The 23,735-nt window shown below is 68.0% G+C and carries 21 protein-coding genes and 1 tRNA gene; 7 read left to right on the top strand and 15 right to left on the bottom strand.

Features of this window, described 5'->3' with window-relative positions; all coding sequences use genetic code 11:
* Positions 1-4 precede the first annotated feature (4 nt).
* Positions 5-1,135 (bottom strand): ferredoxin reductase, encoded by a 1,131-nt coding sequence (locus ACNQS7_RS28500; RefSeq protein WP_418016190.1) that lies wholly within the window; start codon positions 1,133-1,135, stop codon positions 5-7.
* A gap of 125 nt (positions 1,136-1,260) precedes the next feature.
* Positions 1,261-1,343, bottom strand: a tRNA-Leu gene (locus ACNQS7_RS28495).
* A 139-nt stretch (positions 1,344-1,482) separates the two neighbouring features.
* On the opposite strand from ACNQS7_RS28495, the gene ACNQS7_RS28490 reads away from it, so the two are divergent.
* Both ACNQS7_RS28490 and ACNQS7_RS28485 read left to right on the top strand, forming a co-directional pair.
* Positions 1,483-1,866, top strand: a complete 384-nt coding sequence (locus ACNQS7_RS28490) for a hypothetical protein (protein ID WP_418015164.1) — start codon at positions 1,483-1,485, stop codon at positions 1,864-1,866.
* Entirely contained in the window at positions 1,863-2,213 is a 351-nt protein-coding gene (locus ACNQS7_RS28485; RefSeq protein WP_055579628.1) for a DUF3817 domain-containing protein, read from the top strand. Before ACNQS7_RS28490 ends, ACNQS7_RS28485 begins: the two co-directional genes overlap by 4 nt.
* Before the next feature lies 1 nt (position 2,214).
* Here the strand turns inward: ACNQS7_RS28485 and rdgB are convergent, their stop codons facing one another.
* From rdgB to clpS, 10 genes are all read right to left on the bottom strand, one after another.
* Positions 2,215-2,814, bottom strand: a complete 600-nt coding sequence (rdgB, locus tag ACNQS7_RS28480; protein WP_418016189.1) for an RdgB/HAM1 family non-canonical purine NTP pyrophosphatase — start codon at positions 2,812-2,814, stop codon at positions 2,215-2,217.
* Positions 2,811-3,590: a ribonuclease PH gene (rph, locus tag ACNQS7_RS28475; RefSeq protein WP_055579658.1), complete on the bottom strand. Its 780-nt coding sequence runs from the start codon at positions 3,588-3,590 to the stop codon at positions 2,811-2,813. Before rph ends, rdgB begins: the two co-directional genes overlap by 4 nt.
* Positions 3,591-3,719: 129 nt before the next feature.
* Positions 3,720-4,499 (bottom strand): cyclic nucleotide-degrading phosphodiesterase, encoded by a 780-nt coding sequence (locus ACNQS7_RS28470; protein ID WP_055579657.1) that lies wholly within the window; start codon positions 4,497-4,499, stop codon positions 3,720-3,722.
* 70 nt (positions 4,500-4,569) lie between these two features.
* A complete protein-coding gene (gene murI / locus ACNQS7_RS28465) occupies positions 4,570-5,385 on the bottom strand; it encodes a glutamate racemase (protein ID WP_055579626.1) in 816 nt (271 codons plus the stop codon).
* Positions 5,382-6,041: a rhomboid family intramembrane serine protease gene (locus tag ACNQS7_RS28460; RefSeq protein ID WP_418015163.1), complete on the bottom strand. Its 660-nt coding sequence runs from the start codon at positions 6,039-6,041 to the stop codon at positions 5,382-5,384. The genes murI and ACNQS7_RS28460 overlap by 4 nt, the downstream gene beginning before the upstream one ends.
* Before the next feature lie 54 nt (positions 6,042-6,095).
* Positions 6,096-6,368: a MoaD/ThiS family protein gene (locus tag ACNQS7_RS28455; protein ID WP_055579624.1), complete on the bottom strand. Its 273-nt coding sequence runs from the start codon at positions 6,366-6,368 to the stop codon at positions 6,096-6,098.
* A gap of 23 nt (positions 6,369-6,391) precedes the next feature.
* Positions 6,392-6,844 carry a Mov34/MPN/PAD-1 family protein gene (locus ACNQS7_RS28450; protein ID WP_418015162.1) on the bottom strand — a complete coding sequence of 151 codons (453 nt, stop codon included), beginning with the start codon at positions 6,842-6,844 and terminating at the stop codon, positions 6,392-6,394.
* The gene (locus ACNQS7_RS28445; protein ID WP_418015161.1) at positions 6,816-7,853 is read right to left on the bottom strand and encodes a P1 family peptidase; all 1,038 of its coding nucleotides are present in this window, start codon (positions 7,851-7,853) and stop codon (positions 6,816-6,818) included. The genes ACNQS7_RS28450 and ACNQS7_RS28445 overlap by 29 nt, the downstream gene beginning before the upstream one ends.
* Positions 7,850-8,437 (bottom strand): DUF2017 domain-containing protein, encoded by a 588-nt coding sequence (locus tag ACNQS7_RS28440; protein WP_055579621.1) that lies wholly within the window; start codon positions 8,435-8,437, stop codon positions 7,850-7,852. Before ACNQS7_RS28440 ends, ACNQS7_RS28445 begins: the two co-directional genes overlap by 4 nt.
* Positions 8,438-8,446: 9 nt before the next feature.
* Complete coding sequence (gene clpS / locus ACNQS7_RS28435) at positions 8,447-8,752, bottom strand: ATP-dependent Clp protease adapter ClpS (protein ID WP_055579620.1); 306 nt, start codon at positions 8,750-8,752, stop codon at positions 8,447-8,449.
* A gap of 55 nt (positions 8,753-8,807) precedes the next feature.
* On the opposite strand from clpS, the gene ACNQS7_RS28430 reads away from it, so the two are divergent.
* Together ACNQS7_RS28430 and ACNQS7_RS28425 are read left to right on the top strand one after the other, a co-directional pair.
* Positions 8,808-10,112: a nicotinate phosphoribosyltransferase gene (locus ACNQS7_RS28430; RefSeq protein ID WP_418015160.1), complete on the top strand. Its 1,305-nt coding sequence runs from the start codon at positions 8,808-8,810 to the stop codon at positions 10,110-10,112.
* A gap of 8 nt (positions 10,113-10,120) precedes the next feature.
* Positions 10,121-12,112, top strand: coding sequence for an ATP-dependent DNA helicase (locus tag ACNQS7_RS28425; protein ID WP_418016188.1), 1,992 nt, complete (start codon positions 10,121-10,123; stop codon positions 12,110-12,112).
* A 33-nt stretch (positions 12,113-12,145) separates the two neighbouring features.
* Here the strand turns inward: ACNQS7_RS28425 and ACNQS7_RS28420 are convergent, their stop codons facing one another.
* The gene (locus ACNQS7_RS28420; protein WP_418015159.1) at positions 12,146-14,728 is read right to left on the bottom strand and encodes a glycosyltransferase family 1 protein; all 2,583 of its coding nucleotides are present in this window, start codon (positions 14,726-14,728) and stop codon (positions 12,146-12,148) included.
* A gap of 257 nt (positions 14,729-14,985) precedes the next feature.
* Here ACNQS7_RS28420 and ACNQS7_RS28415 point away from each other — a divergent pair, with 257 nt between their 5' ends.
* The 3 genes from ACNQS7_RS28415 to ACNQS7_RS28405 all read left to right on the top strand — a co-directional run bounded on the left by ACNQS7_RS28415 (position 14,986) and on the right by ACNQS7_RS28405 (position 21,331).
* A complete protein-coding gene (locus tag ACNQS7_RS28415; RefSeq protein ID WP_418015158.1) occupies positions 14,986-17,070 on the top strand; it encodes an alpha-1,4-glucan--maltose-1-phosphate maltosyltransferase in 2,085 nt (694 codons plus the stop codon).
* 6 nt (positions 17,071-17,076) lie between these two features.
* Positions 17,077-19,272, top strand: coding sequence for a 1,4-alpha-glucan branching protein GlgB (gene glgB, locus ACNQS7_RS28410; protein ID WP_418015157.1), 2,196 nt, complete (start codon positions 17,077-17,079; stop codon positions 19,270-19,272).
* Positions 19,273-19,399: 127 nt separating this feature from the next.
* Positions 19,400-21,331: a PE family protein gene (locus ACNQS7_RS28405; RefSeq protein WP_418015156.1), complete on the top strand. Its 1,932-nt coding sequence runs from the start codon at positions 19,400-19,402 to the stop codon at positions 21,329-21,331.
* 98 nt (positions 21,332-21,429) lie between these two features.
* Here ACNQS7_RS28405 and ACNQS7_RS28400 read toward each other — a convergent pair whose 3' ends face one another.
* Both ACNQS7_RS28400 and ACNQS7_RS28395 read right to left on the bottom strand, forming a co-directional pair.
* Complete coding sequence (locus ACNQS7_RS28400; protein WP_418015155.1) at positions 21,430-22,377, bottom strand: tetratricopeptide repeat protein; 948 nt, start codon at positions 22,375-22,377, stop codon at positions 21,430-21,432.
* A gap of 167 nt (positions 22,378-22,544) precedes the next feature.
* A complete protein-coding gene (locus tag ACNQS7_RS28395; RefSeq protein ID WP_418015154.1) occupies positions 22,545-23,726 on the bottom strand; it encodes an acetyl-CoA C-acetyltransferase in 1,182 nt (393 codons plus the stop codon).
* Positions 23,727-23,735 lie beyond the last annotated feature (9 nt).

Genomic DNA, 23,735 nt, shown 5'->3' with positions numbered 1-23,735 from the left:
TCCTTCAGATTTTGAGCGTGCAGTCGCCGGACGCGGTGGAAATGCAGGTCTGAATGCGGTCGCCTTCGCGGTGCTCGGTTCCCGACCGGAAGTCGCGGACATGCCCGGCTTCCAGTGGCAGCACGCAGGTTTGGCAGATACCCATCCGGCACCCGAAGGGCATCTGGATGCCGACCTTCTCCCCCGCGTCCAGCAGCGAGGTGGCACCATCGATTTCGATCGTTTTGTCGGAGACCGAGAAGGTGACCGTTCCGCCTTCGCCGCCTTTGTCGGTGGCGGCGATCGTGAAGCGCTCCATGTGCAGTTGGTCGCTGAGATCGGCTTTCTCCCACAGCTTTTCAGCGTCATCCAGTAGAGCCGATGGGCCGCAGACCCAGGCCGGTCGCTCTTTCCAGTCCGCGGCGATGTCGGCCAGCTTCCCGAACTCGAGGTGACCATCAGTTCCGGTGAGCTGCAGATGAAGTCGGTAACCCGGCTGGGAATTCTCCAGTTCACGCAGCTCTTCGCGGAAGATCACGTCGGCTTCGCTGGGCGCTGAGTGGATATGGACGATATCGGCCTGCTGCCCGCGTGACTGAAAGGTCCGCAGCATGGCCATCACCGGCGTGATACCGCTGCCGGCGGTGATGAAGAGAATCTTTTCCGGCGGCGGTTCGGGCAACGCGAAATCCCCCTTGGGAGCCGCGAGCCGCACGATGGTGCCCGGTTTGACGCCCTCCACCAGGTGGGTGGACAGGAATCCCTCGGGAGTGGCCTTGACGGTGATGGTGATGTGCTTGTTGTCCCGCCGGGGAACCGAGGTCAACGAGTAAGAACGCCAGTGCCAGCGGCCGTCGATCCGCAGACCGATGCCGACGTACTGACCGGCTTTGTAGTCCCCGGAGAATCCCCACCCCGGTTTGATCGTGACAGTGGCCGAGTCTTCAGTTTCCGGTTGTACACCCACAATCAGCCCACGAAGCTCGCGCGCGGACCAGAGGGGGTTGAGAAACTTCAGGTAGTCATCGGGCAACAGCGGCGTGGTCGCTCGGGCGGCCAGCCCGCGCGCGACGTTCGCCCAGGGCGTCGATGCTGTTTGAACACCTTCGGCCGGCGCTTTACTCCACTGCAAGACACTGCGAAGTGTCGAACCCATAGTTCTCCCCGGTGGCGTCAGAGGCTTCCGTGAGACGGTTGAAGCACGGTAACTATCAAACTTCCCGATCCGGGCGTTCGATAAACACTTGTTCGCTGAAATGAGCGAAGTGCTCAGGGGCTGAGTGCGGGCGGAGGGACTCGAACCCACACGCTCTTTCGAGCAATGGCACCTAAAGCCATCGCGTCTGCCATTTCGCCACGCCCGCTGCGTTGCTCGATCGTACCGCTCGGCTTGAGCCGAGCCGTTGCGGACGCCGAGCGTGAAACCTGGGCGGAGAATCGGCGAATTCGCCGCCCTCAGCTCACGTTGGACGACGCCGTATCCCCACGCGGTACCGTCGTAGGGTGTCCACCCCGGTCCGTACGAGGCGCCGCCGACCCGCGTTGATTGTCCTGGTCGTCTTTGCGGCATGCGGCTGCCTGGCACTGGGCTGGTGGCAGTGGACTCGGTTCCAATCGGTGTCGGGCGGCTACCAGAATCTCGGCTACGCGCTGCAGTGGCCGATGTTCGCCGCGTTCTGCGTCTATGCGTACCGTAAGTTCGTTCGCTACGAAGACGCGCCGCCCGCTCCGCGGGACACCGCCACCGAGATTCCGCCCGGCCTGCTTCCCGAACGCCCGAAACCCGAACCGCAACAGCCCGCTGATCCCGCACTGCGCGAGTACAACGCCTACCTGGCCGAACTCGCCAAAGACGATGCTGCACAGCAGAAAAGGACGACCGCATGAGCACCCCCGAGACGCCCGAGCGCAGCGCTTCGGCGTTCCCCGCCGAAAAGATCCGCACGGCGTTGCTGGCTTATCGGGTGATGGCGTGGACGACTGGAATCTGGCTGATTGTGCTGTGCGGCGAGGTCGTCTCGCACCTGGTCTACCACCACGAGATCCGGTGGATCGAAGTCGTGCACGGCTGGGTCTACTTCGTTTACGTGCTGGCCGCGTTCAACCTCGCGATCAAGGTCCGGTGGCCGATCGGCAAGACCATCGGCGTGCTGCTCGCCGGCACCATTCCATTGCTCGGCATCATCGTCGAACACCGGCAGACCAAAGAGGTCAAGGCCAACTTCCCGGTCTGACTTACAGCGCCCGCAGCGCCGGCAACAACAAGGCCAGTGCGCGGCCGCGATGGGACACCGCGTCTTTCTCCGCTGGGCTGAGTTGCGCGGCCGTCCGGCCGTCGGCGTCGGCGGGCAGAAACACCGGGTCGTAGCCGAATCCGCCGTCTCCGCGCGGCTCGTGGGCGATCGTCCCGGGCCACTCGCCGCGCACGACCACCTCATGCCCATCGGAGACCAGCGCGCAGGCCGAGACGAACGCCGCGCCGCGCCGCTCGTCCGGCACGTCGCGCATCTGCGCCAACAACAGTGCGGTGTTGGCGGCGTCGTCGCCGTGGCTACCCGACCAGCGCGCGGACAGCACGCCGGGCATGCCGTTCAACGCGGCGACCTGCAGCCCGGAGTCGTCGGCGACGCTCGGCAATCCGGTGGCGGAGAACGCATCACGCGCCTTGGCGAGTGCGTTGTCCTCAAATGTCGCACCCGTCTCGGGCGCCTCGTCGAACGGCGGCACGTCATCCAGCGACAGCAGAGTGACCCCGGACAGTCCCGCGGCGTCGAGCACCCGTTGCAACTCAGCCAGCTTCTTGCGGTTGCGGCTGGCCACCAAGAGCACGCTCAGCTTCCGAACGCCTTCGGCGACTTCGGCCCCTCGGGCAGCACGCCGGGGTACGGCAGCGCCAACGCCTCACGCTGGGCGGCGAACAATTTGTCACACGCGCCCAACGCCATGTCGAGCAGCTTGTCCAAGGTCGAGCGCGGGAAAGTCGCGCCCTCGCCGGTGCCCTGCACCTCTACCAGCGTGCCGGTGTCGGTGGCGACGACGTTCATGTCGACCTCGGCGCGGGAGTCCTCCTCATAGGGCAGATCGACGCGGACCCGCCCGTCGACGACGCCGACGCTCACCGCCGCGATCGCACACGACAGCGGCCGGGGGTCAGAGAGCTTGCCGGCCGCCGACAGGTATGTGACGGCGTCGGCCAGCGCGACGTAGGCGCCGGTGATGGCCGCCGTCCGGGTACCGCCGTCGGCCTGCAACACGTCGCAGTCGACGGCGATGGTGTTCTCGCCGAGGGCGGCCAGGTCGATGCACGCCCGCAGCGACCGGCCGACCAACCGGCTGATCTCCTGTGTGCGCCCGCCGACGCGGCCCTTGACCGATTCCCGGTCCGATCGGGTGTGAGTGGCTGACGGCAACATCGCGTACTCCGCGGTGAGCCAGCCCAGGCCGGATCCCTTGCGCCAGCGCGGCACCCCTTCGGTGACACTGGCGGTGCACATGACCTTCGTGCCGCCGAACTCGATCAGCACCGAGCCCGCCGGGTGGTCGGTGAAACCGCGGGTGATGGTTACCGGGCGAAGCTCGTCGTCGAGGCGGCCGTCTTCTCTTTTGGACACGAGGTCCACCCTATCGCCGGGCGTCTTGGGCGCACGGACGGCATTGAGTGTGCGGGCACTGCTTTCGGCGTGCGGTCACCGCGGCGACGCGCCGCAAATCGCACGGTCACCGCGCAATGAGTAGCAACCTCAGCCGGCCCGCCGGACTTCGATGGTCTCGCCGGGCACGACCGCGTGCACAGGCCCGTCGAACTCAGCCTTGGCCTCGCTGATGACGTCCTCGCGGGAGGTCCAGGGCGGAATGTGAGTCAACAGCAACTCCCGCACGCCTGCCGCCGCGGCGGCCCGCCCGGCTTCGGTGCCGGACAGATGCAGGGCGGGCGGATGCTTTGGCGAGTGCGTCCACGAGGCCTCACACAGGAAGACGTCAGCGCCCCGGGCCAGTTCCACGAGTTGGTCGCACTCACCGGTGTCCCCGCTGTAGACAAGCGAGGCCCCACTCGGATCGGTGAAACGCAGTCCGAACGACTCCGTGGGATGCGCGACGACCCGGGGCAGCACGCTCAGGGCGCCGATGTTCACCGCCTCGCCGTCGACCCAGTGGCGCACATCGAAGATGTCCGAGCAATCGTCGATTTCGCCGCCGTAGGGAGAGGAGGCCGCGCCCAGCCGCGACCAGGTGTCGCTCGGCCCGTACAGCAACGCCTTGCCGTTCGGCTTGGCCGTGGGGTGGTACCGCCGCCAGACGAACAGACCCGGCACATCCAGGCAGTGGTCCGCGTGCAGATGCGACAGCAACACATGAACCGACCCGGGATCGGCATGTCTCTGCAGCGCGCCCAGCACACCGCCGCCGAAGTCGATAACAAGCGGTGGAGTGTCCGGTGCCCGAAGTAGATAACCCGACGCGGGCGAATCCGGACCCACGACGCTGCCGGAGCATCCGAGCACGGTTAGTCGCACGGACACCACTGTGCCATGCCCGTTACCACGATGGGGAAAACATCGCCGCATTGGGCCGTCAGATTCATCGGCTTTTTCACGAGACGGGAGTCTGCCGAGCGGGTTCGACGCCGACCACCGCGGGGCCGAGGAATCGGGACGCGAGTTTGGTGAACGCCTCGGGGTCGCCGGTGGCCTCGAACACCCGGGTGGCCGGCGGGCCCTCATGAGGGCGCAGCAGGTCGAGTTCGGTGAGGACGCGGACCACCTGCTTGGCGGTCTCCTCGGCGCTGGAGACCAGGGTGACGTCCTCCCCCATCACGAGCTGGATCAGTCCGGACAGCAACGGGTAGTGGGTGCAGCCCAGCACCAGTGTGTCGACCTCGGCGCGCTGCAGCGGCTCCAGATAACCCTCGGCCAGGCCGAGCACCTGCCGTCCGCTGGTAACGCCTCGCTCGACAAAGTCGACGAAACGGGGGCAGGCCACGGCGGTGATCTCGGTGTCGCGGGCGGCGGCGAAGGCGTCCTGGTAGGCGTGGGAGGTGATGGTTGCCCGCGTGCCGATCACCCCGATGCGGCCGTTGCGGGTGGCGGCGACCGCGCGTCGGACCGCCGGCAGGATCACCTCGACGACCGGCACGTCGTACCGTTCGCGCGCATCCCGCAGGCAGGCCGCCGAGGCGGAGTTGCACGCGATCACCAGGGCCTTGACGCCGCGGCTGACCAGGTCGTCGCCGATGGCCAGCGCATGCGCGCGAATCTCGGGTATGGCCAGCGGCCCGTAGGGGCCGTTGCCGGTGTCGCCGACGTAGATGATGTCCTCGTCGGGCAGTTGGTCGATGATCGCCCGCGCGACCGTGAGCCCACCGACACCGGAATCGAAGACTCCGATGGGAGCCAGCGGCGAACTCATGACTTCGGGTGCGGCGAGCGGAGAGACCTCTTCCGCTCGCGGGCCTTGCGTTCGGGGGCCGACAACATATACGCGGCCACCACGCCGGCGATCGCACCGCACAAGTGGCCCTGCCAGGACACACCCCCGCACACACCGAGGACGGGCAGCGCACCGAGTAGCACGCCGCCGTACACGAACAGCACCACCAGGCCGATGATGATGTCCCAGACATGGCGGACGAATATGCCGAACACCAACAAGAAGGCGAGCCAGCCGAAGATCAGTCCGGAGGCGCCGATGTGGTCGGTCGGACCGCAACTGCTACCCACGTTGCCGATCAGCCAGGTCCCGAACCCACCCAAAATCCAGATGATCGCGGTGGCCCACACAAACCGGGACAGTCCGGCCAGCGTCATCAGGAAACCCAGCACCAGCATCGGGACGGTGTTGGCGATCAGATGTTGCCAATTGGCGTGCAACACCGGGGCGAAGACGATGCCCCACAGGCCGTCGGTGGTCAGTGGCCGGATGCCGTTGCGGTCCAGCCGGCCTCCGCTGAGCTGATCGATCAGCTCGACGACGTACAGCAGCGCGACGAAGGTGATGATCGTCGTCGCGCCGATCACCCAGCCCGGCTTCTTGTCCGGTTGGGTTGCCGGGGCGCGCTTGTTCATCCGCTCCTCCTCATCGCCTACCCCAAACGTCCAGGTTACCGGTACAGCACGCCACTACCCGCCCGCGACCGCCGGCAGGATGGTGACCGAGTCACCGTCGGCGACCGCGGTGTCCAAGCCGCCGGAGAACCGGACATCCTCGTCGTTGACGTAGATGTTCACGAACCGGTGCAGCCGGCCGTTATCGATGAGCCGATCGGAGATTCCCGAGTAGTTGGCTTCCAGATCGTTGATGACCGCGCCCAGCGTGTCTCCGCTCGCAGAGACGCGCTTCTCGCCACCGGTGTGGGGTCGCAGGATGGTCGGGATGGACACGGTGACGGTCATGCTGGCCTTTCTGTGGCGTGCGGTCAGTACTGCTCGACGATGTCAACAGGTTCCTCGCTCACGACACCGTTGACAATGCGGTAGCTGCGCACCTCGCTCCGGTGCGGATCGCGGGTGGACACCAACACATAGTGCGCGTCCGGTTCGGCCGCTAGGTCGATATCCATGCGACTCGGATAGGCCTCGGTGCCCGGGTGGGAGTGGTAGATGACGACGGGCACCTCGTGCGCACGCTCCAGAGCCCGCCACACCCTGAGTTGCTCGCCGGAGTCGAATCGATAGAAGCTCGGCGAGCGTTCGGCGTTGGCCATGGGGATGTGCCGCTCCGGCCGATCCGAGCCGTCCGGGCCGGCCAGCAGACCGCAGGCTTCGTCGGGGTGATCACGGCGGGCGTGAGCGATGATCGCTTCGACCAGGTCGGCTCGGATCACCAACACCGGAACACCTTCAGCTCCCGAACGCGCCGGGCAACACATCCCGGTATGCCGGTATCGCAGCCACCGACTCGGCGGCGATCACCCCGTCGAGCACGGCCCGGGCCAGGCAGTCGGCCGCGGCTGCGCCCACCACGGTGAGCAGACCGGTCTCGGGCGACAGCGCGGCGGGGGTGTTGGCCGAAGGCGGCACCTCGACGGCGCCGGTCGCCAGTGCGAACACGGTGTCGCCGTCCAGCGGAGTGTGGGCAGGCCGCAGCGTCCGGGCCAGACCGTCGTGTGCGGCGATCGCGACCCGACGGCACCCCGCAGGGCTGAGGGCCGCATCCGTCGCCACCACAGCGATGGTGGTGTTCAGCTCGCTCAGCGGGGACGGCAACTGCGCCAGCGCCTCAATCTGCTCGAATGGTGGTGCCGCAAGGCCGAACTCACCGGTCAACCCGGCCATCCAGGGCAACCCGGTGGTCGGGTCGAGGGCGTCACCGGCGGCGTTGACCACGACCAGCGCGCCGACGGTCACTCCGGACGGCAGAGTGACCGACGCCGTCCCCACGCCGCCTTTGAGCACTCCGGCCCGTGCGCCGACGCCGGCGCCGACCGTCCCGGTTTCGACCGCAGCCGCGTCGCCGGACGCGTCGGCCGCCACGCACGCCGCGTAGCCGAACTCGGCCGTGGGCCGGCAATTCCAGGCCCCGACCGGCAGATCGAAGATCACCGCGCCCGGCACGATCGGCACCACGCCGTCGCCCATGGCCACGCCGCGCTGCTGTTCCTCCAGCCAGCGCATGACGCCGTCAGCAGCGGCGAGCCCGAACGCGCTGCCGCCGGCGAGCAACACCGCATCCACGTAGCGCACGCTGTTGACAGGGTCGAGCAGATCGGTCTCCCGGGTGCCCGGTGCGCCCCCGCGGCAATCAACCGCACCCACCGTGCCAGGCGGCGGCAGCACCACGGTGACCCCGCAGGCCCACCCGGAGCCCAGAGACGCATCGGCGTCCAGACGGTGGTGGTGGCCGACGCGGATGCCGCCGACGTCGGTGATGGAGCTCATCCGGCCGGTTTGCCCATCAGCACCAGCACGAGGTACTCCTGCAACACCGTCAGCCATTGATAGACGTCGAAGTGCGCGGCCAACGGATGGTCGGCGGGCAACCGCTCCGGGCCCTGCGGGCCGATCTCGAGCATGACACCCAGGGTCAACCGAAGATCGTTGACGGCCGAGATCCAGGCGTTGGCGCTGTCCTCCGTCAGCTCGAACCTGCCGCCATTGGCCGGCAGGGTGTCCAGCAACTGTTGGGCCGCAACGCGTTTGGCGTCGATGATCTCCGGCTCGTGCAGGCTGCGCAGCGCCGAGTTCAGCGCTTCGGACGCATCGAGAGTCAACGGATCGCCTTCGTCGTTGCGATAGAAGTCGGGCAACAGGCGTCCGAGTGTCGCATCGGCCGGGCGCTCGGAGTGCCCGGTCTTGATCCCGGTGATCTCCTCGAGTTCGTCCGACGGCGACGAGGCCTGCCGCTCGTCGAGCAGGCCGACCATCGCGCTCACCAGGTTCTGCAGCAGAGCCGCCTCATGCGGGGCCAGCGACGACCGGAAACGGGGTCCGTTACGGGTTTCGACGCGCTTCCATTTGCGCACTATCAGAACTCAGCGGTCCTGCTGCATGGTCGCCCACAACCCGGCGGCATGCAGCTTGGACACGTCGACCTCCATCGACTCCCGACTGCCCGACGACACCACGGCCTTTCCTTCGTTGTGCACCTGCAGCATCAGTTTGGTGGCATGCGGCTCGCTGTAACCGAACAACTTCTGGAACACGTAGGTCACGTAGGTCATCAGATTGACCGGGTCGTCCCAGACGATGGTCACCCACGGACTCGTCGTAGCTTCGACCGGAGCGGATTCCCGTTGCCCGGTGCTGCCCGGCTTGGCCGGCGCGATCGCTACAACCATGGCGCTAAGGATACCGAGCCAGGCTTACTTTGCAGCCAGCCGATACCTTTGCGATGTGAACGACTCGGTACTTGCTGGGCTGCTGACCGACAAATACGAGTTGACCATGCTGGCGGCGGCCCTGCGCGACGGCACCGCGCACCGGCGCACCAGCTGGGAGGTGTTCGCCCGGCGGCTTCCGGCGGGCCGGCGCTACGGGGTGGTCGCCGGAACCGGCCGGCTGCTGGAAACCTTGCCGCAGTTCAGGTTCGACGACGCCGCCTGTGCCTTGCTGGCTGAATTTCTCGACGCTGACACGGTGGAGTATCTGCGGGAATTCCGCTTCCGCGGCGACATCGACGGCTACGCCGAGGGCGAGCTGTACTTTCCACACTCGCCGGTGCTGTCGGTGCACGGCAGCTTCGCCGAGTGCGTGCTGCTCGAAACCCTGATCCTGTCGATCTTCAACCACGACACGGCGATCGCGTCGGCGGCGGCACGCATGGTGAGCGCGGCCGGCGGTCGCCCGGTGATCGAGATGGGCTCCCGGCGCACCCACGAGCGGGCCGCGGTGGCGGCCGCACGAGCCGCCTACATCGCCGGATTCGCCGGCACATCCAACCTCGAGGCGCAGCGGCGCTACGGTGTGCCGTCGGTGGGCACCGCCGCGCATGCGTTCACCATGCTGCACACCACCGCTGAGGGTCCCGATGAGCTGGCGGCGTTCCGCGCGCAGGTCGAAGCGCTGGGGCCGGACACCACGCTGCTGGTCGATACTTACGACGTGACCACGGGAGTGGCCAACGCCGTGGCGGCCGCCGGTCCGGGCCTGGGTGCCGTCCGGATCGACTCCGGCGACCTCGCGGTGCTGGCTCATCAGGTGCGTGCCCAACTCGACGAGCTGGGTGCCCCCAACACACGGATCGTGCTATCCAGCGATCTCGACGAGTTCTCGATCGCCGGGTTGCTCGCAGCGCCGGTGGACAGCTACGGCGTGGGTACCTCCTTGGTCACCGGCTCGGGTGCCCCGACGGCAAGCATGGTCTACAAGCTGGTGGAGGTGGACGGAATCGCGGTGCAGAAGCGCAGCAGCCAGAAGGGGTCGCACGGCGGCCGCAAAGCGGCGCTGCGACTGTCCCGGCCCACCGGCATCGTCACCGAAGAGGTCGTGCATCCTTTCGGGCGCCCACCCTCGGCGCGGGATCCGCACCGGGTGCTGACGACGCAGCTCGTCCGCGGCGGTGAGGTCCTGGTGGACAACGACCTCACAGCGGCGCGGGAGTTGGTGGCGTCGGGGCTGCGCAGCCTGCCCTGGGAGGGACTGGCGTTGTCGCCCGGCGATCCGGCGATCCCGACACAGACCATTCCGGCCGAGCCGTGACCGAGTCTGTGCCGGAGTTGCTGGCGATCGCGGTGGCCGCGCTCGGCGGCAGCGAACGCCGCGGACAAGTGGACATGGCCACCGAGGTGGCACGGGCCTTCGAGACAGGTGAGCACCTGGTCGTGCAGGCCGGCACCGGCACCGGCAAATCGTTGGCGTACCTGGTTCCCTCGATCGTCCGGGCGGTCAGCGACGACGAGCCGGTCGTGGTGTCCACCGCAACGATCGCTTTGCAGCGCCAACTCGTCGACCGCGACCTGCCCCGGCTAGCCGATTCGCTGGCGGGTGCGTTACCGCGCCGGCCGACCTTCGCGTTGCTGAAGGGACGCCGAAACTATCTGTGCCTGAACAAGATCCACAACGGTAGCAAGGGCGACGATACCGATGACCGGCCGCAGGAGGAATTGTTCAACCCGATGGCGGTCACGGCGCTGGGCCGCGACGTCCAACGGCTCACCGAGTGGTCGGCCGAAACCGAGACCGGTGACCGGGACGACCTGAAGCCCGGTGTGCAGGACCGGTCCTGGTCTCAGGTCAGCGTCTCGGCGCGCGAATGCATCGGGGTCGCGCGCTGCTCGTTCGGCGCGGAGTGTTTCTCCGAGCGAGCCCGGGCGCGGGCCGGAACCGCTGATGTCGTCGTCACCAACCACGCGCTGCTGGCGATCGACGCCGTGTCCGACTCCGCGGTGTTGCCGGAGCACTCCTTGCTGGTGGTCGATGAAGCCCATGAACTGACCGACCGGGTGACCTCTGTTGCCACCGCCGAGCTGACGTCGGCCACGCTGGGGGTGGCCGCGCGGCGGTTGGGCCGGCTGGTGAGCCCGGAACTGGTCGATCGCCTGGAAGCGGCGTCGGCCACCTTCTCCTCCGCGATCCACGACGCCCAGCCCGGGCGCATCGACCACCTCGACGACGAGTTGGCGACGTACCTGGCCGCGTTGCGCGATGCCGCCAATGCGGCCCGTTCGGCGATCGAGAGCACCAGCGACGCGCGGGCGGCGGCGGCGCGCGCGGAAGCTGCCTCGGCGTTGATCGAGATCTCCGATACCGCGGCGCGGATCCTCGATTCGTTCGGACCGGCCATTCCCGACCGCACCGACATCGTCTGGCTGGATCACGAAGAGAACCGGGGTACGCCGCGCGCGGTGCTCCGCGTGGCACCGCTGTCGGTGGCCGAACTACTGGCCGGCAAGGTGTTCTCGCGCGCCACGACGGTGCTGACGTCGGCGACCCTGACGGTCGGCGGGGCCTTCGACGCGATGGCGCAGGCGTGGGGTCTGACGGGTGCGGACACGGCGTGGCGGGGTGTTGACGTCGGCTCGCCGTTCAGTCACGCCAAATCCGGCATCCTCTACGTCGCCGCGCACCTGCCGCCGCCGGGTCGCGACGGCACCGGCTCGGCCGAGCAGCTGACCGAGATCACGGAGTTGATCACCGCCGCGGGCGGGCGCACGCTGGGTCTTTTCTCGTCGATGCGCGCGGCCCGGGCAGCGGCCGAGGCGATGCGCGAGCGGTTGTCCACCCCGGTGCTGTGTCAGGGCGACGACAGCACCTCCGCGCTTGTCGAGCAGTTCGCCGACGACCCCGAGACCTCGCTGTTCGGAACGCTGTCGCTGTGGCAGGGCGTCGACGTCCCCGGGCCGTCGCTGTCGCTGGTATTGATCGACCGCATCCCCTTCCCCCGACCCGATGACCCGCTGCTGAGCGCGCGTCAGCGCGCGGTGGGCGCCCGCGGCGGCAACGGCTTCATGGCTGTGTCGGCCAGTCATGCGGCGCTGTTGCTCGCGCAGGGTTCGGGCCGGCTGCTGCGTCGGGTCACCGACCGCGGCGTGGTGGCGGTGCTGGACTCGCGGATGGTGACGGCCCGGTACGGGGAGTACCTGCGGGCGTCGTTGCCGCCGTTCTGGCAGACCACCAACACCGAGCAGGTCCGCGCCGCCCTGCGCCGCCTGCGCGACTCCCCTGCGCGAGCAGACGCAAACTCGCACGGATCTCCTTGAGATCGTGCGAGTTTGCGTCTGCTCGCGCTCGTACTAGGCCAGCGTGACCAGGCCGAGTTCATTGCTGTCCGCCAGCATCGGATGCCGCGGCAACACCCGCACCGTGTAACCCAGCGCGCCCGCCAGCGGCAGCGGCGTCGTCGTGGAGAAGACCTGATTGCCCCCCTCGGCGCTGCCGGTGTACGTCATCTCGACGGTGAGCGGGTCCAGCAGCTCGTCACCGCCGTCGACCCGGCCCAGCACCGCCTCGACCGTCACCTCGTCGGGTGCCAGCCCGGCCAACTGCACGGTCGCGGTCAGGGTCAGCTTCGATCCGAGCAGCGGAGAATCGGGCAGCCCGGTGCTGTCGACATCGGTGATGACGATGTGCGGCCATGCCTCCTCGGCCCGCCGCCGGTAGGCGGTCAGTTCGCGAGCCGGCTCGAACGTGCCGCCCGCGATGGTGTTGCGCCGCGACTGCGCCGCCGGGGTGTAGTACCGCTCGACGTAATCGGTGACCATCCGGGAGGCCAGCACCTTCGGACCGAGGGTCTGCAGGGTGTGGCGGACCATCTCGATCCAGCGCGGCGGCACACCATGCTCGTCGCGCTCGTAGAACTTCGGCGCCACCGCCTGCTCCAGCAGGTTGTAGAGAGCCGTCGCCTCCAGGTCGTCGCGCCGGTCCTCATCGGCGACACCGTCCGCGGACGGTATCTCCCAACCGTTTTCGCCGTCGTACCACTCGTCCCACCAGCCGTCGCGGATGGACAGGTTCAGCCCGCCGTTGAGTGCGCTCTTCATGCCGGACGTGCCGCACGCCTCCAGCGGGCGCAACGGGTTGTTCAGCCACACGTCGCAGCCCCAGTACAGCAACCGCGCCATCGACATGTCGTAGTTGGGCAGGAAGGCGATGCGATGCCGCACCTCCGGGCGGTCGGCGAACCGCACCACCTGCTGGATCAGCGCCTTGCCGCCGTCGTCGGCGGGGTGCGACTTGCCGGCGACGATCAGCTGAATCGGCCGTTCCTCGTCAAGTAACAGCCGTTCCAGCCGGCCGGGATCACGCAGCATCAGGGTCAGCCGCTTGTACGTCGGGACTCGCCGGGCGAACCCGACCGTGAGTACATTCGGGTCGAAAGCCTTTGTGATCCAACCTAATTCAGCCTCAGATGCGCCCCGCTCCAACCACGACTGCCGCAGCCGGGCCCGGACGTCCTCGACCAGCAGCTCGCGCAGCTGGGACCGGATCCACCACAGATGCCCGGCGTCGACCTGCTGCAGCCGCAACCACACGGCGGGCTCGCTGAACGAGTCCGAGCCGGCCAGCTCGCGCCCCAGCTGCAGCCACTGCGGCGCGGCCCAGGTACGCGCATGCACGCCGTTGGTGATCGACCCGATCGGCACCTCACCGGGGTCGAAACCCGGCCAGAGTTCGTTGAACATCGACCGGCTGACCTCGCCGTGCAGCAGCGACACCCCGTTGGCGCGCTGCGCCAACCGCAGGCCCATATGGGCCATGTTGAACTTGGTCGGGTCGTCCTCGGCGCCCAGGGCGAGGATGCGCTGAGTCGGCACGCCCGCCAGCAGCGTGGTCACGCTCTCGCCTTCGTCGTCGAAGTACCGCTGCACCATCTCCACCGGGAACCGGTCGATGCCGGCGGGTACCGGGGTGTGAGTGGTGAAGACCGTGCTGGATCGCACCACCGTCAGCGCGGTGTCGAAGTCCAATCCTGAGTCGGTGACCAGCTCCCGGATACGCTCGGCGCCCAGGAACCCCGCATGGCCCTCGTTCATGTGGAACACCTCGGGGGCCGGGCGCCCTTCGATGGCGGTGAAGGCGCGTATCGCCCGGACTCCGCCGATGCCGGCCAGGATCTCCTGCTTGATGCGGTGTTCCTGGTCGCCGCCATAGAGGCGGTCGGTGACACTGCGCAGGTCGTGCTCGTTCTCCGGGACGTCGGAATCCAGCAGCAGCAGCGGCACCCGACCGACCTGCGCGACCCAGATCCGCGCCCGCAACCGCGCGGAGTCCGGCAGCGCCAGCTCCACCAGCACCGGATCGCCGGTGGCGTCGGTGAGCAGGCGCAACGGCAACCCCTGCGGATCCAGCGACGGATAGGTCTCCTGCTGCCAGCCGTCGGCGGTCAGGGACTGCCGGAAGTACCCCGAGCGGTAGTACAGACCGACGGCGATCAGCGGCAATCCCAGGTCCGACGCCGCCTTCAGATGGTCACCGGCGAGGATTCCGAGGCCACCGGAGTAGTTGGGCAGCACTTCGGCAACGCCGAACTCCATCGAGAAGTATGCGATTCCGGTGGGCATCTGGACGCCGGCGGCCTCCTGCTGCTGGTACCACAGCGGGCGGCTCAGGTAGTCGTTCAGGTCGGCCGCGAGCTCATCGAGCCGGCGCAGGAACTCTTCGTCGGCCGCGAGCTCGTCGAGCCGGGCCGGTTTCACCGCGCCGAGGACCGCAACAGGGTCCTTGCCGCACTTGGACCACAGGTCGGGGTCGATGGTCGCGAACAGGTCCTGCGTGGGTTTCTCCCACGACCAACGCAGGTTCGTGGAGAGCTGATCCAGTGCGGCCAGGCGTTCCGGAAGGTGGGCGCGGACGGTAAAGCGACGGAGGGCTTTCACGCATCTCAACCTTAGTGCGGTTTTGGCTGCGTGCAGCGTTACACAGCGACCACTTATCGAGTGCGCTTCGGCACTCGCCGGTGTAGCCGGACACTAGGGTGGGTATGGGGCGCAAAGAGGCGACAGACATCGAGCTGACGAACGACACCTCAACGACGACCGGTGCGGCCGGCTGGGGTGATGAACCCGAAACGCCCCGGCGACGATGTGGCGCAACGACGGGCCGCGCGGAGCCGGGCAATCGAATGGAGTGATTGGTGCCCGGTCGTATCGAGATCGACGACGTCCAACCCGTGGTCTCGTGTGGTACGTACCCCGCCAAGGCGGTCGTGGGTGAGGTGATCCCGGTCAGCGCCGCGGTGTGGCGCGAGGGTCACGAGGCCGTGGCCGCGACGCTGGTGGTGCGGTACCTCGGTTCGCGCTACCCGCAGGTGGCCGATGGCCGCGGGATGAAGGCGGTGCAGGTCGCCGAGCAGCAGGCTGGGGGCGCCGAGGTTGCCGAGAAGGTGAAGCCGCGGCACTTCCCGATGACGATGGGCCTCGAGCCGTTCGTATTCCACGGACAATTCGCCCCAGACAGGGTGGGATTGTGGACTTTCCGGGTAGACGGGTGGGGTGACCCGATTCATTCCTGGCGTCATGGGCTGGTCGCCAAACTCGATGCGGGCCAGGGCGAAAAGGAACTTTCCAACGATCTGCTGGTGGGTGCCGCGCTTTTCGAGCGCGCCGCCACCGGAGTGCCGCGCCAGCAGCGCAACCCGCTACTCGAAGCCGCCGCCGCGTTGCGTAGGCCCGGTGATCCGTTGACCCGCACAGCGTTGGCGTTGGCACCCGAGATCGAGGACCTGTTGGATCAGTTCCCGTTGCGGGAGTTGGTCACCCGCGGCCAGCAGCACGGCGTCTGGGTGGATCGGCCGCTGGCCCGCTTCGGTTCCTGGTACGAGATGTTCCCGCGTTCGACCGGCGGCTGGGACGCCGATGGTCACCCGGTGCACGGCACGTTTGCCACCGCCGCGGCGACGCTTCCGCGGATCGCCGAGATGGGCTTCGACGTGGTGTACCTGCCGCCGATTCACCCGATCGGCAAGGTGCATCGCAAGGGCCGCAACAACAATCCGACCGCCGCTCCCGGTGACGTGGGATCGCCCTGGGCGATCGGCAGTGACGAGGGGGGCCACGACGCCGTCCACCCCGCGCTGGGCACGATCGACGATTTCGACGATTTCGTCGCCACCACAAGAGATTTGGGGATGGAGGTAGCGCTGGACCTGGCGCTGCAGTGCGCCCCGGACCATCCGTGGGCACGTGACCACCGCAACTGGTTCACCGAACTGCCCGACGGCACCATCGCTTACGCGGAGAACCCGCCGAAGAAGTACCAGGACATCTACCCACTGAACTTCGACAACGATCCCACGGGGCTCTCCAACGAGGTGCTGCGCGTCGTGCGGCATTGGATTGAACACGGGGTCAAAGTGTTTCGGGTCGACAATCCGCACACTAAGCCGCCGGACTTCTGGGCCTGGCTGATCGGTCAAGTGAAAGCCGTCGACCCCGACGTGCTGTTCCTGTCCGAGGCGTTCACCCCGCCGGCGCGCCAGTACGGGCTGGCCAAGCTCGGCTTCACGCAGTCTTACAGCTACTTCACCTGGCGCACGGCGAAGTGGGAGCTCACGGAATTCGGAAACGACATCGCCAAACTCGCTGACTTCCGCACCCCCAACTTGTTCGTCAACACCCCGGACATCCTGCACGAGGTGCTGCAGCATCACGGTCCGGGCATGTTCGCCATCCGCGCGGTGCTGGCGGCGACGATGAGCCCGGCGTGGGGGGTCTATTCCGGTTACGAGCTGTTCGAACACCGGGCGGTGCGGGAAGGCAGCGAGGAATACCTGGACTCGGAGAAATACGAATTGCGTCCCCGCGACTTCGCGGGCGCGCTGGCCGAAGGCCGGTCACTGGAGCCGTTCATCACCCGGCTCAACGAGATCCGGCGGCTGCACCCGGCTCTGCAGCAGCTGCGCACCATCCACTTCCACACCGTGGACAACGACGCGCTACTGGCTTACAGCAAGTTCGACGCGGAAACCGGCGACTGCGTCCTGGTGGTGGTGACGCTGAACGCTTTCGGTCCCGAAGAAGCGACCTTGCATCTGGACATGGCGGCACTGGGCATGGAGCCCTACGAGCGCTTCTGGGTGCGCGACGAGATCACCGGCGAGGAATACCAATGGGGGCAATCCAATTACATCCGCATCGACCCGGGCCGCGCTGTCGCCCACGTCATCAACATGCCGCTCATACCCGAGGAATCCCGAATCACGTTGCTACGCAGGAGGTGAGGGCAAGTGAATCACACCGATGAACTCGCCGAAACACATCTGGCGCCCGACCCCGCCGAACTGGCCAGCCTCATCGCGGGCACTCATCACAACCCGCATGGCGTTCTGGGCGCCCACGAATACGCCGACCACACCGTCATCCGGGCCTTCCGTCCGCACGCCACCAGTGTCGTGGCACTCGTCGGCGAGGACAGGCTGCCCCTGGAGCACCTCGATTCCGGCGTGTTCGCCGTCTCTCTGCCGTTCGTCGACCTCGTCGACTACCGCCTGGAGGTGACGTACGACGGGTCCGAACCCCACACCGTCGCGGATGCGTACCGGTTCCTGCCCACCCTCGGGGAGGTGGACCTGCATCTGTTCGCCGAGGGACGCCACGAGCGGCTCTGGGAGGTGCTGGGCGCCCATCCCCGGACGTTCACCACACCCGACGGCGTGGTCACCGGGGTGTCTTTCGCGGTGTGGGCTCCGAATGCCAAGGGCGTCAGCCTGATTGGTGAGTTCAACGGCTGGACCGGAACCGACGCCCCGATGCGGGTGCTGGGGTCCTCCGGCGTATGGGAATTGTTCTGGCCCGAATTCCCGATCGATGGTCTGTACAAATTCCGGGTGCACGGGGCCGACGGTGCCGTCACCGATCGTGCCGACCCGTTCGCGTTCGGCACCGAGGTGCCGCCGCAGACCGCATCGCGGGTGACGGTGAGCGAGTACACCTGGAACGACCAGGAGTGGCTGGAGCAGCGCGCGCAGCGCAACCCCGTCTTCGAACCGATGAGTACCTACGAGGTCCACCTCGGCTCGTGGCGCCCCGGGCTCAGCTACCGGGAGCTCGCCGCGCAGCTCACGGAATACGTTGTCCAGCAGGGCTTTACACACGTCGAGCTGTTGCCGGTCGCCGAGCATCCCTTCGGCGGGTCCTGGGGTTACCAGGTGACGTCGTACTACGCGCCCTCGTCCCGCTTCGGCACCCCCGATGAGTTCCGGACGCTCGTCGACGCGCTGCACCAGGCCGGAATCGGCGTGATCGTCGACTGGGTGCCGGCACACTTCCCGAAAGACTCCTGGGCGCTGGGCCGTTTCGACGGAACCCCGCTCTACGAGCACTCCGACCCCCGGCGTGGCGAGCAATTGGACTGGGGCACCTACGTATTCGACTTCGGACGGCCCGAGGTGCGAAACTTCCTGGTAGCAAACGCCTTATACTGGCTGCAGGAATTCCACATGGACGGTCTGCGGGTCGATGCGGTCGCATCGATGTTGTACCTGGACTACTCGCGCCCCGAGGGTGGCTGGACCCCCAACATCTACGGCGGCCGGGAGAACCTGGAGGCGGTGCAGTTCCTGCAGGAGATGAACGCCACCGCCCACAAGGCCGCACCAGGCATCGTCACCATCGCCGAGGAGTCGACCTCGTGGCCGGGTGTCACCCGTCCAACAAGCCTTGGCGGACTTGGCTTTTCGATGAAGTGGAACATGGGCTGGATGCACGACACGCTCGACTACTTCAGCCGTGATCCGATTTACCGCACCTACCACCACCACGAGATGACATTCTCGATGCTGTACGCATTCAGCGAGAACTACGTGCTGCCGCTCAGCCACGACGAGGTGGTGCATGGCAAGGGCACGCTGTGGGGGCGGATGCCCGGTGACAACCATGCCAAGGCGGCCGGGCTGCGCAGTCTGCTGGCCTACCAGTGGGCCCACCCCGGCAAACAGTTGCTGTTCATGGGCCAGGAGTTCGGCCAGCGCGCCGAGTGGTCGGAGGAACGCGGTCTGGACTGGTGGCAGCTCGACGAGCAGGGATTCTCCAACGGTGTGCTGCGACTGGTGCGCGACATCAACGGGATCTATTCCAGCCACCCCGCGCTGTGGAGCAGGGACACCACACCCGAGGGTTATTCGTGGATCGATGCCAACGACTCGGCCAACAATGTGCTGAGCTTTCTGCGCTACGGCAGCGACGGCTCGGTGCTGGCGTGTGTGTTCAACTTCGCAGGAGCTGAACACAGCAACTACCGGCTGGGCCTGCCGCAGGCCGGACGCTGGCGAGAGGTGCTCAACACCGACGCGACCGTCTACAACGGCTCGGGAGTCGGCAACCTCGGCGGCGTGGATGCTACCGACGACCCGTGGCACGGTCGCCCGGCGTCAGCGGTGCTGGTGTTGCCGCCGTCGTCGGCCATCTGGCTGGAACCCGCCTAATCCCGTTCTTGACCGTCGCGAGCATCAAATTGACGCTCGCGACGGTCTTGTGCGCGGAAACGTATCCGCGGCACCCTTGGGTGACCCATACTGTCCCGACCAATTGCCTAGTCGGGAGGTAGTGAGGATGTCGTACCTGATCGCAGCGCCTGAGGCGCTGTCAACGGTAGCCGCGAATCTGGCCGGTCTCGAGTCAGCGATCAGAACGGCGAACAGCGCGGCGGCGTCGTCCACCACTCTCGTAGCGAGCGCCGCGGCCGACGACATCTCAGTAGCGATCGCCGCCCTGTTCTCCTCTCACGCCCAGGGCTATCAGGCCCTCGGCGCGCAAGCGGTGGCGATTCATGAGCAGTTTGTGCAGACCTTGAGCGTGGGCGCAAACGCATATGTGGCGGCGGAGGCCGCCAGCGCCTCACCGTTGGAAGGTCTGATCAACTTGATCAATACGCCCACGCAACTGCTGTTGGGACGCCCCTTGATCGGCAACGGTGCCAATGGCGCGCCGGGCACGGGCCAGCCCGGTGGCGCGGGCGGGCTGTTGTACGGCAACGGCGGCGCCGGCGGATCGGGTGCTGCCGGTCAGGCCGGCGGCGCGGGTGGGGCGGCAGGATTGTTCGGCACCGGTGGCGCCGGTGGGACCGGCGGCAATGCCGCCACCGGCACGGGCGGGGCCGGCGGGGCCGGCGGAGCCGGCGGGCTGCTGTGGGGTGCGGGCGGCACCGGAGGGGCCGGAGGTATCGGACTCACCGGCGTCGGTGGCGTGGGAGGTGCCGGTGGGGCCTCGTTGCTGTTCGGTGCCGGCGGCATGGGCGGTGCCGGCGGCGGAGGTGACACCGGTGGCGGGGCCGGCGGGGCCGGCGGGCGCAGCGGATTCCTCGAACTCTTCGGCACCGGTGGCGCCGGCGGCGTCGGCGGATTGGGCGGCGACACCGGTGCTGGTGGGACCGGCGGGGCCGGCGGGGCGGGCGGACTATTCAACAACGGTGGTGCCGGTGGCGCCGGCGGAGCCGCCACGGAGGACGTAGCCGGCGGCGCGGGCGGGGCCGGCGGGGCCGGCGGTCTGCTGACCGGTTCCGGCGGCGCCGGCGGCAGTGGCGCAGTTGGCAGCAGCGGTTCGAACGGCACTCCCGGTGGGGCCGGTGGCGCCGGCGGCGCCGGTGGCTTGTTCGGCTCGGGTGGTGCCGGCGGCGCCGGGGGCAGCGGTGGATTCAGCACCGGCACCGCAGGGGTGGGCGGCGTCTCCGGTACCGGCGGCGCCGGCGGTCAGGGCGGTGCCGGCGGTCTGTTCGGATCGGGCGGTTCGGGCGGGGCGGCCGGCGCCGGCGGGCAAAGTAGCGGGGACGGCTCTACCGCCGGTGCGGGCGGGGTGGGCGGCACCGGCGGGGCCGGTGGGTTGTTCGGGCCGGGGGGATCCGGGGGTACAGGCGGATATGGCGGACAAGCCGGCGGTGCCGGCTCGACCGACGGCCTGGGCGGCGCCGGCGGCGCCGGTGGCGCCGGCCAGTTATTCAGTACCGGCGGTTCCGGCGGCGCGGGCGGCTACACCCAGAAAACCGTCGCCGGTGCCGGCGGTGCCGGCGGTGCCGGCGGGTTGTTCGGCTCGGGTGGCTCCGGCGGCACCGGCGGAGCCGCCATTGACACCGGCGCGGTTGGCGGGGTCGGCGGGGCCGGCGGCAACGCCGGCCTCCTCGGCGGTTCGGGAGGGGCAGGCGGTTTCGGCGGGTTTGGTATTACCGCGGGAGGAAACGGCGGAGCGGGCGGCAACGCCGGTCTCCTCTACGGAAGCGGAGGCAGCGGTGGTACTGGCGGGCTCGGCTTTGCCAGCGCCGGAACCGGAGGTCGCGGCGGCAACGCCGGACTGTTCGGCGACGCAGGCAACGGCGGCACCGGCGGCGTGAGCATAACCACGACAGGTGGCGCAGGCGGGGCCGGCGGCGACGCCCAAGGAATCGGCAACGGCGGGAACGGCGGAAACGGAGGGCTCGGGGTGACCAAGGGAGCAGGCGGTGCCGGCGGCGCCGGAGGATTCCTCGGGCTGCCTGGCGTCAGCGGCTTATAGCGGCAGTGCCGCCCGCCCGGCCACTGCGCCGAGCAGACGCAAAATCGCCCTGGAACGCATGTTCCGGGGCGATTTTGCGTCTGCTCGCGGGGAACCCGTCAGTACAGCGCGTTGGCGAGGTTGCGACGGCCGGCGACCACCTCAGGGTCGGCCGGGTCGAAGAGTTCGAACAGCTCGATGAGCCGGGTGCGCACCGTGCTGCGGTCATCACCCGATGTCCGTCGCACCAACGCGATCAGACGGTCGAACGCGCCGGTCACATCCTGGTTCATGATCTGGACGTCGGCGGCGGCGAAGGCCGCGTCGATGTCGTCGGGCGCCGCATCGGCCGCCGCAACAGAGTCCGGCGGATGCGCGGTCGCGCGCGTGAGGAACTCGATCTGGCGGATGGCCGCCTTGGCTTCCACACTGCCCGGGTCGGCCGCCAAAACCGCCTCGTAGGACTGCTTTGCCGCGTCGAAGTCACCGGCCTCGAGTTCCTGACGCGCCTGAGCGACCACCGGGTCGACTTCCTCCGGCTGCCCAGAACCCGGTGCCCCTCGGAGCTTGCCGGCGGTGGCGTCGATGAGCGAGTCGATCCAGCGCCGCAACTGATCCGGGGGCTGCGGACCCTGAAAACTTGAGACCGGTTGCGCGGCAGCCAAAGCCACCACGGTTGGAACCGCCTGCACGCCGAAGATCCGGGCTATGCCGGGCGCGGCGTCGACGTTGGCCGCGGCCAGCGCCCAGGTGCCGTTGTCGTCTGCGGCCAGGCCGGCCAGCGTCTCGAGCAAGTCGACGCATACCTCGCTGCGAGGCGACCACAGCAACACGACGACCGGAATCTCGTCGGACCGGTTGATCACCTCGTCCTCGAAATTGGCCTCGGTGACCTGAATGATCCCGGGCCCACCGGAGCCGCCCGGGCCACCGGGGCCACCGGGACCACCCGGGCCACCGGGGCCACCCGGGGGCGCGCTGGCCTTCTGCTGAGCGCGTTGCTTGAGACCGGACAGGTCGACCGCGCCGGCCAAGGCTGGCCCGATTGAAGGTCGGGGACGAGTCACGACGTCAAGTCTGTCACGCCGTCACGCCCTACTCTCGGCGGCCTCCCGGGCGGACAAACAGTGCGCGGAATTCGGGTTCGCATCCCGGAACCGGACGATATGACCAATCTCACAGTAACCACGACAGTATCCGCCACCGCACCCCGCCAGCAAACTTGCCGGGGCGGCTACCCAGCGCGCAGGATCAGTGCGTCGCCCTGCCCGCCGGCCCCGCACAGCGCGGCGACGCCGTAGCCCGATCCGCGGCGCGCCAGTTCCAGCGCCACGTGCAGCGTGATACGTGCTCCCGACATTCCGATGGGGTGCCCGACAGCGATCGCGCCGCCGTTGACGTTGACGATGTCCGGATTGACACCGAGCTCCCTGGTGGAGGCCAGGGCCACCGCCGCAAATGCTTCGTTGATCTCGACGACATCGAGTTGGTCCATCGAGATGCCCTCGCGGTCGATCGCCTTCTTGATCGCATTGGCGGGCTGGGACTGCAGCGTGGAATCCGGACCGGCCACCACGCCGTGCGCACCGATCTCGACCAGCCAGGTCAACCCCAACTCTTGCGCCTTCTCCTTGTTCATCACCACCACCGCGGCGGCGCCGTCGGAGATCTGCGACGCCGAACCCGCCGTGATGGTGCCGTCCTTGCGGAAAGCGGGTCTCAGGCCGGCCAGCGAGTCGGCGGTGGTGTTCGCCCGAATGCCTTCGTCCTCGCTGAACTGGAGCGGATCGCCCTTGCGCTGGGGAATGTCGACCGGGACCACCTCGTCGGCGAACACGCCGTCTTTCCATGCGGCAGCGGCCTTTTGGTGGGATTGCGCGGCATACTCGTCCTGCTCCTGACGGGTGAACTTGTCCACGTCATTGCGCTGCTCGGTCAAGGCGCCCATCGGCTGATCGGTGAACACGTCGTGCAGGCCGTCGTAGGCCATGTGGTCGAGGACCGTGACGTCGCCGTACTTGTAGCCGGCCCGGCTGTCCATCAGCAGGTGCGGCGCCTTCGTCATCGACTCCTGGCCGCCGGCGACCACCACGTCGAACTCGCCCGCACGAATGAGCTGGTCGGCCAGGGCGATGGCATCGATCCCGGACAAACACATCTTGTTGATGGTCAGCGCGGGCACATCCCAGCCGATGCCCGCCCCGACGGCGGACTGGCGGGCCGGCATCTGCCCGGCGCCCGCGGTCAGCACCTGGCCCATGATCACGTACTCGACCAGCGATGCGGGCACGTTTGCCTTCTCCAGCGCGGCCTTGATCGCAATGGCACCGAGGTCGCTGGCGCTGAAGTCCTTGAGCGAACCCATCAACTTGCCGATGGGCGTCCGAGCCCCAGCAACGATCACCGACGTCGTCATGAAACCTCC

This window comes from Mycobacterium sp. 23 (genome assembly GCF_048287075.1).
Taxonomy (GTDB): Bacteria; Actinomycetota; Actinomycetes; order Mycobacteriales; family Mycobacteriaceae; genus Mycobacterium; species Mycobacterium gordonae_B.
The sequence above is the reverse complement of the archived record's forward strand: the minus strand, read 5'-3'. Positions and strand labels throughout refer to the sequence as shown.

Bases quoted from the DNA above. Each gene is read 5' to 3' on its own strand.
- ACNQS7_RS28455 (WP_055579624.1), bottom strand. From the start codon at position 6,368: ATGACCGTCACCGTGTCCATCCCGACCATCCTGCGACCCCACACCGGT.
- murI (WP_055579626.1), bottom strand. From the start codon at position 5,385: ATGAGTTCGCCGCTGGCTCCCATCGGAGTCTTCGATTCCGGTGTCGGT.
- ACNQS7_RS28395 (WP_418015154.1), bottom strand. From the start codon at position 23,726: ATGACGACGTCGGTGATCGTTGCTGGGGCTCGGACGCCCATCGGCAAG.
- ACNQS7_RS28460 (WP_418015163.1), bottom strand. From the start codon at position 6,041: ATGAACAAGCGCGCCCCGGCAACCCAACCGGACAAGAAGCCGGGCTGG.
- clpS (WP_055579620.1), bottom strand. From the start codon at position 8,752: ATGGTTGTAGCGATCGCGCCGGCCAAGCCGGGCAGCACCGGGCAACGG.
- ACNQS7_RS28450 (WP_418015162.1), bottom strand. From the start codon at position 6,844: ATGTGTTGCCCGGCGCGTTCGGGAGCTGAAGGTGTTCCGGTGTTGGTG.
- ACNQS7_RS28485 (WP_055579628.1), top strand. From the start codon at position 1,863: ATGAGCACCCCCGAGACGCCCGAGCGCAGCGCTTCGGCGTTCCCCGCC.
- ACNQS7_RS28445 (WP_418015161.1), bottom strand. From the start codon at position 7,853: ATGAGCTCCATCACCGACGTCGGCGGCATCCGCGTCGGCCACCACCAC.
- ACNQS7_RS28405 (WP_418015156.1), top strand. From the start codon at position 19,400: ATGTCGTACCTGATCGCAGCGCCTGAGGCGCTGTCAACGGTAGCCGCG.
- ACNQS7_RS28500 (WP_418016190.1), bottom strand. From the start codon at position 1,135: ATGGGTTCGACACTTCGCAGTGTCTTGCAGTGGAGTAAAGCGCCGGCC.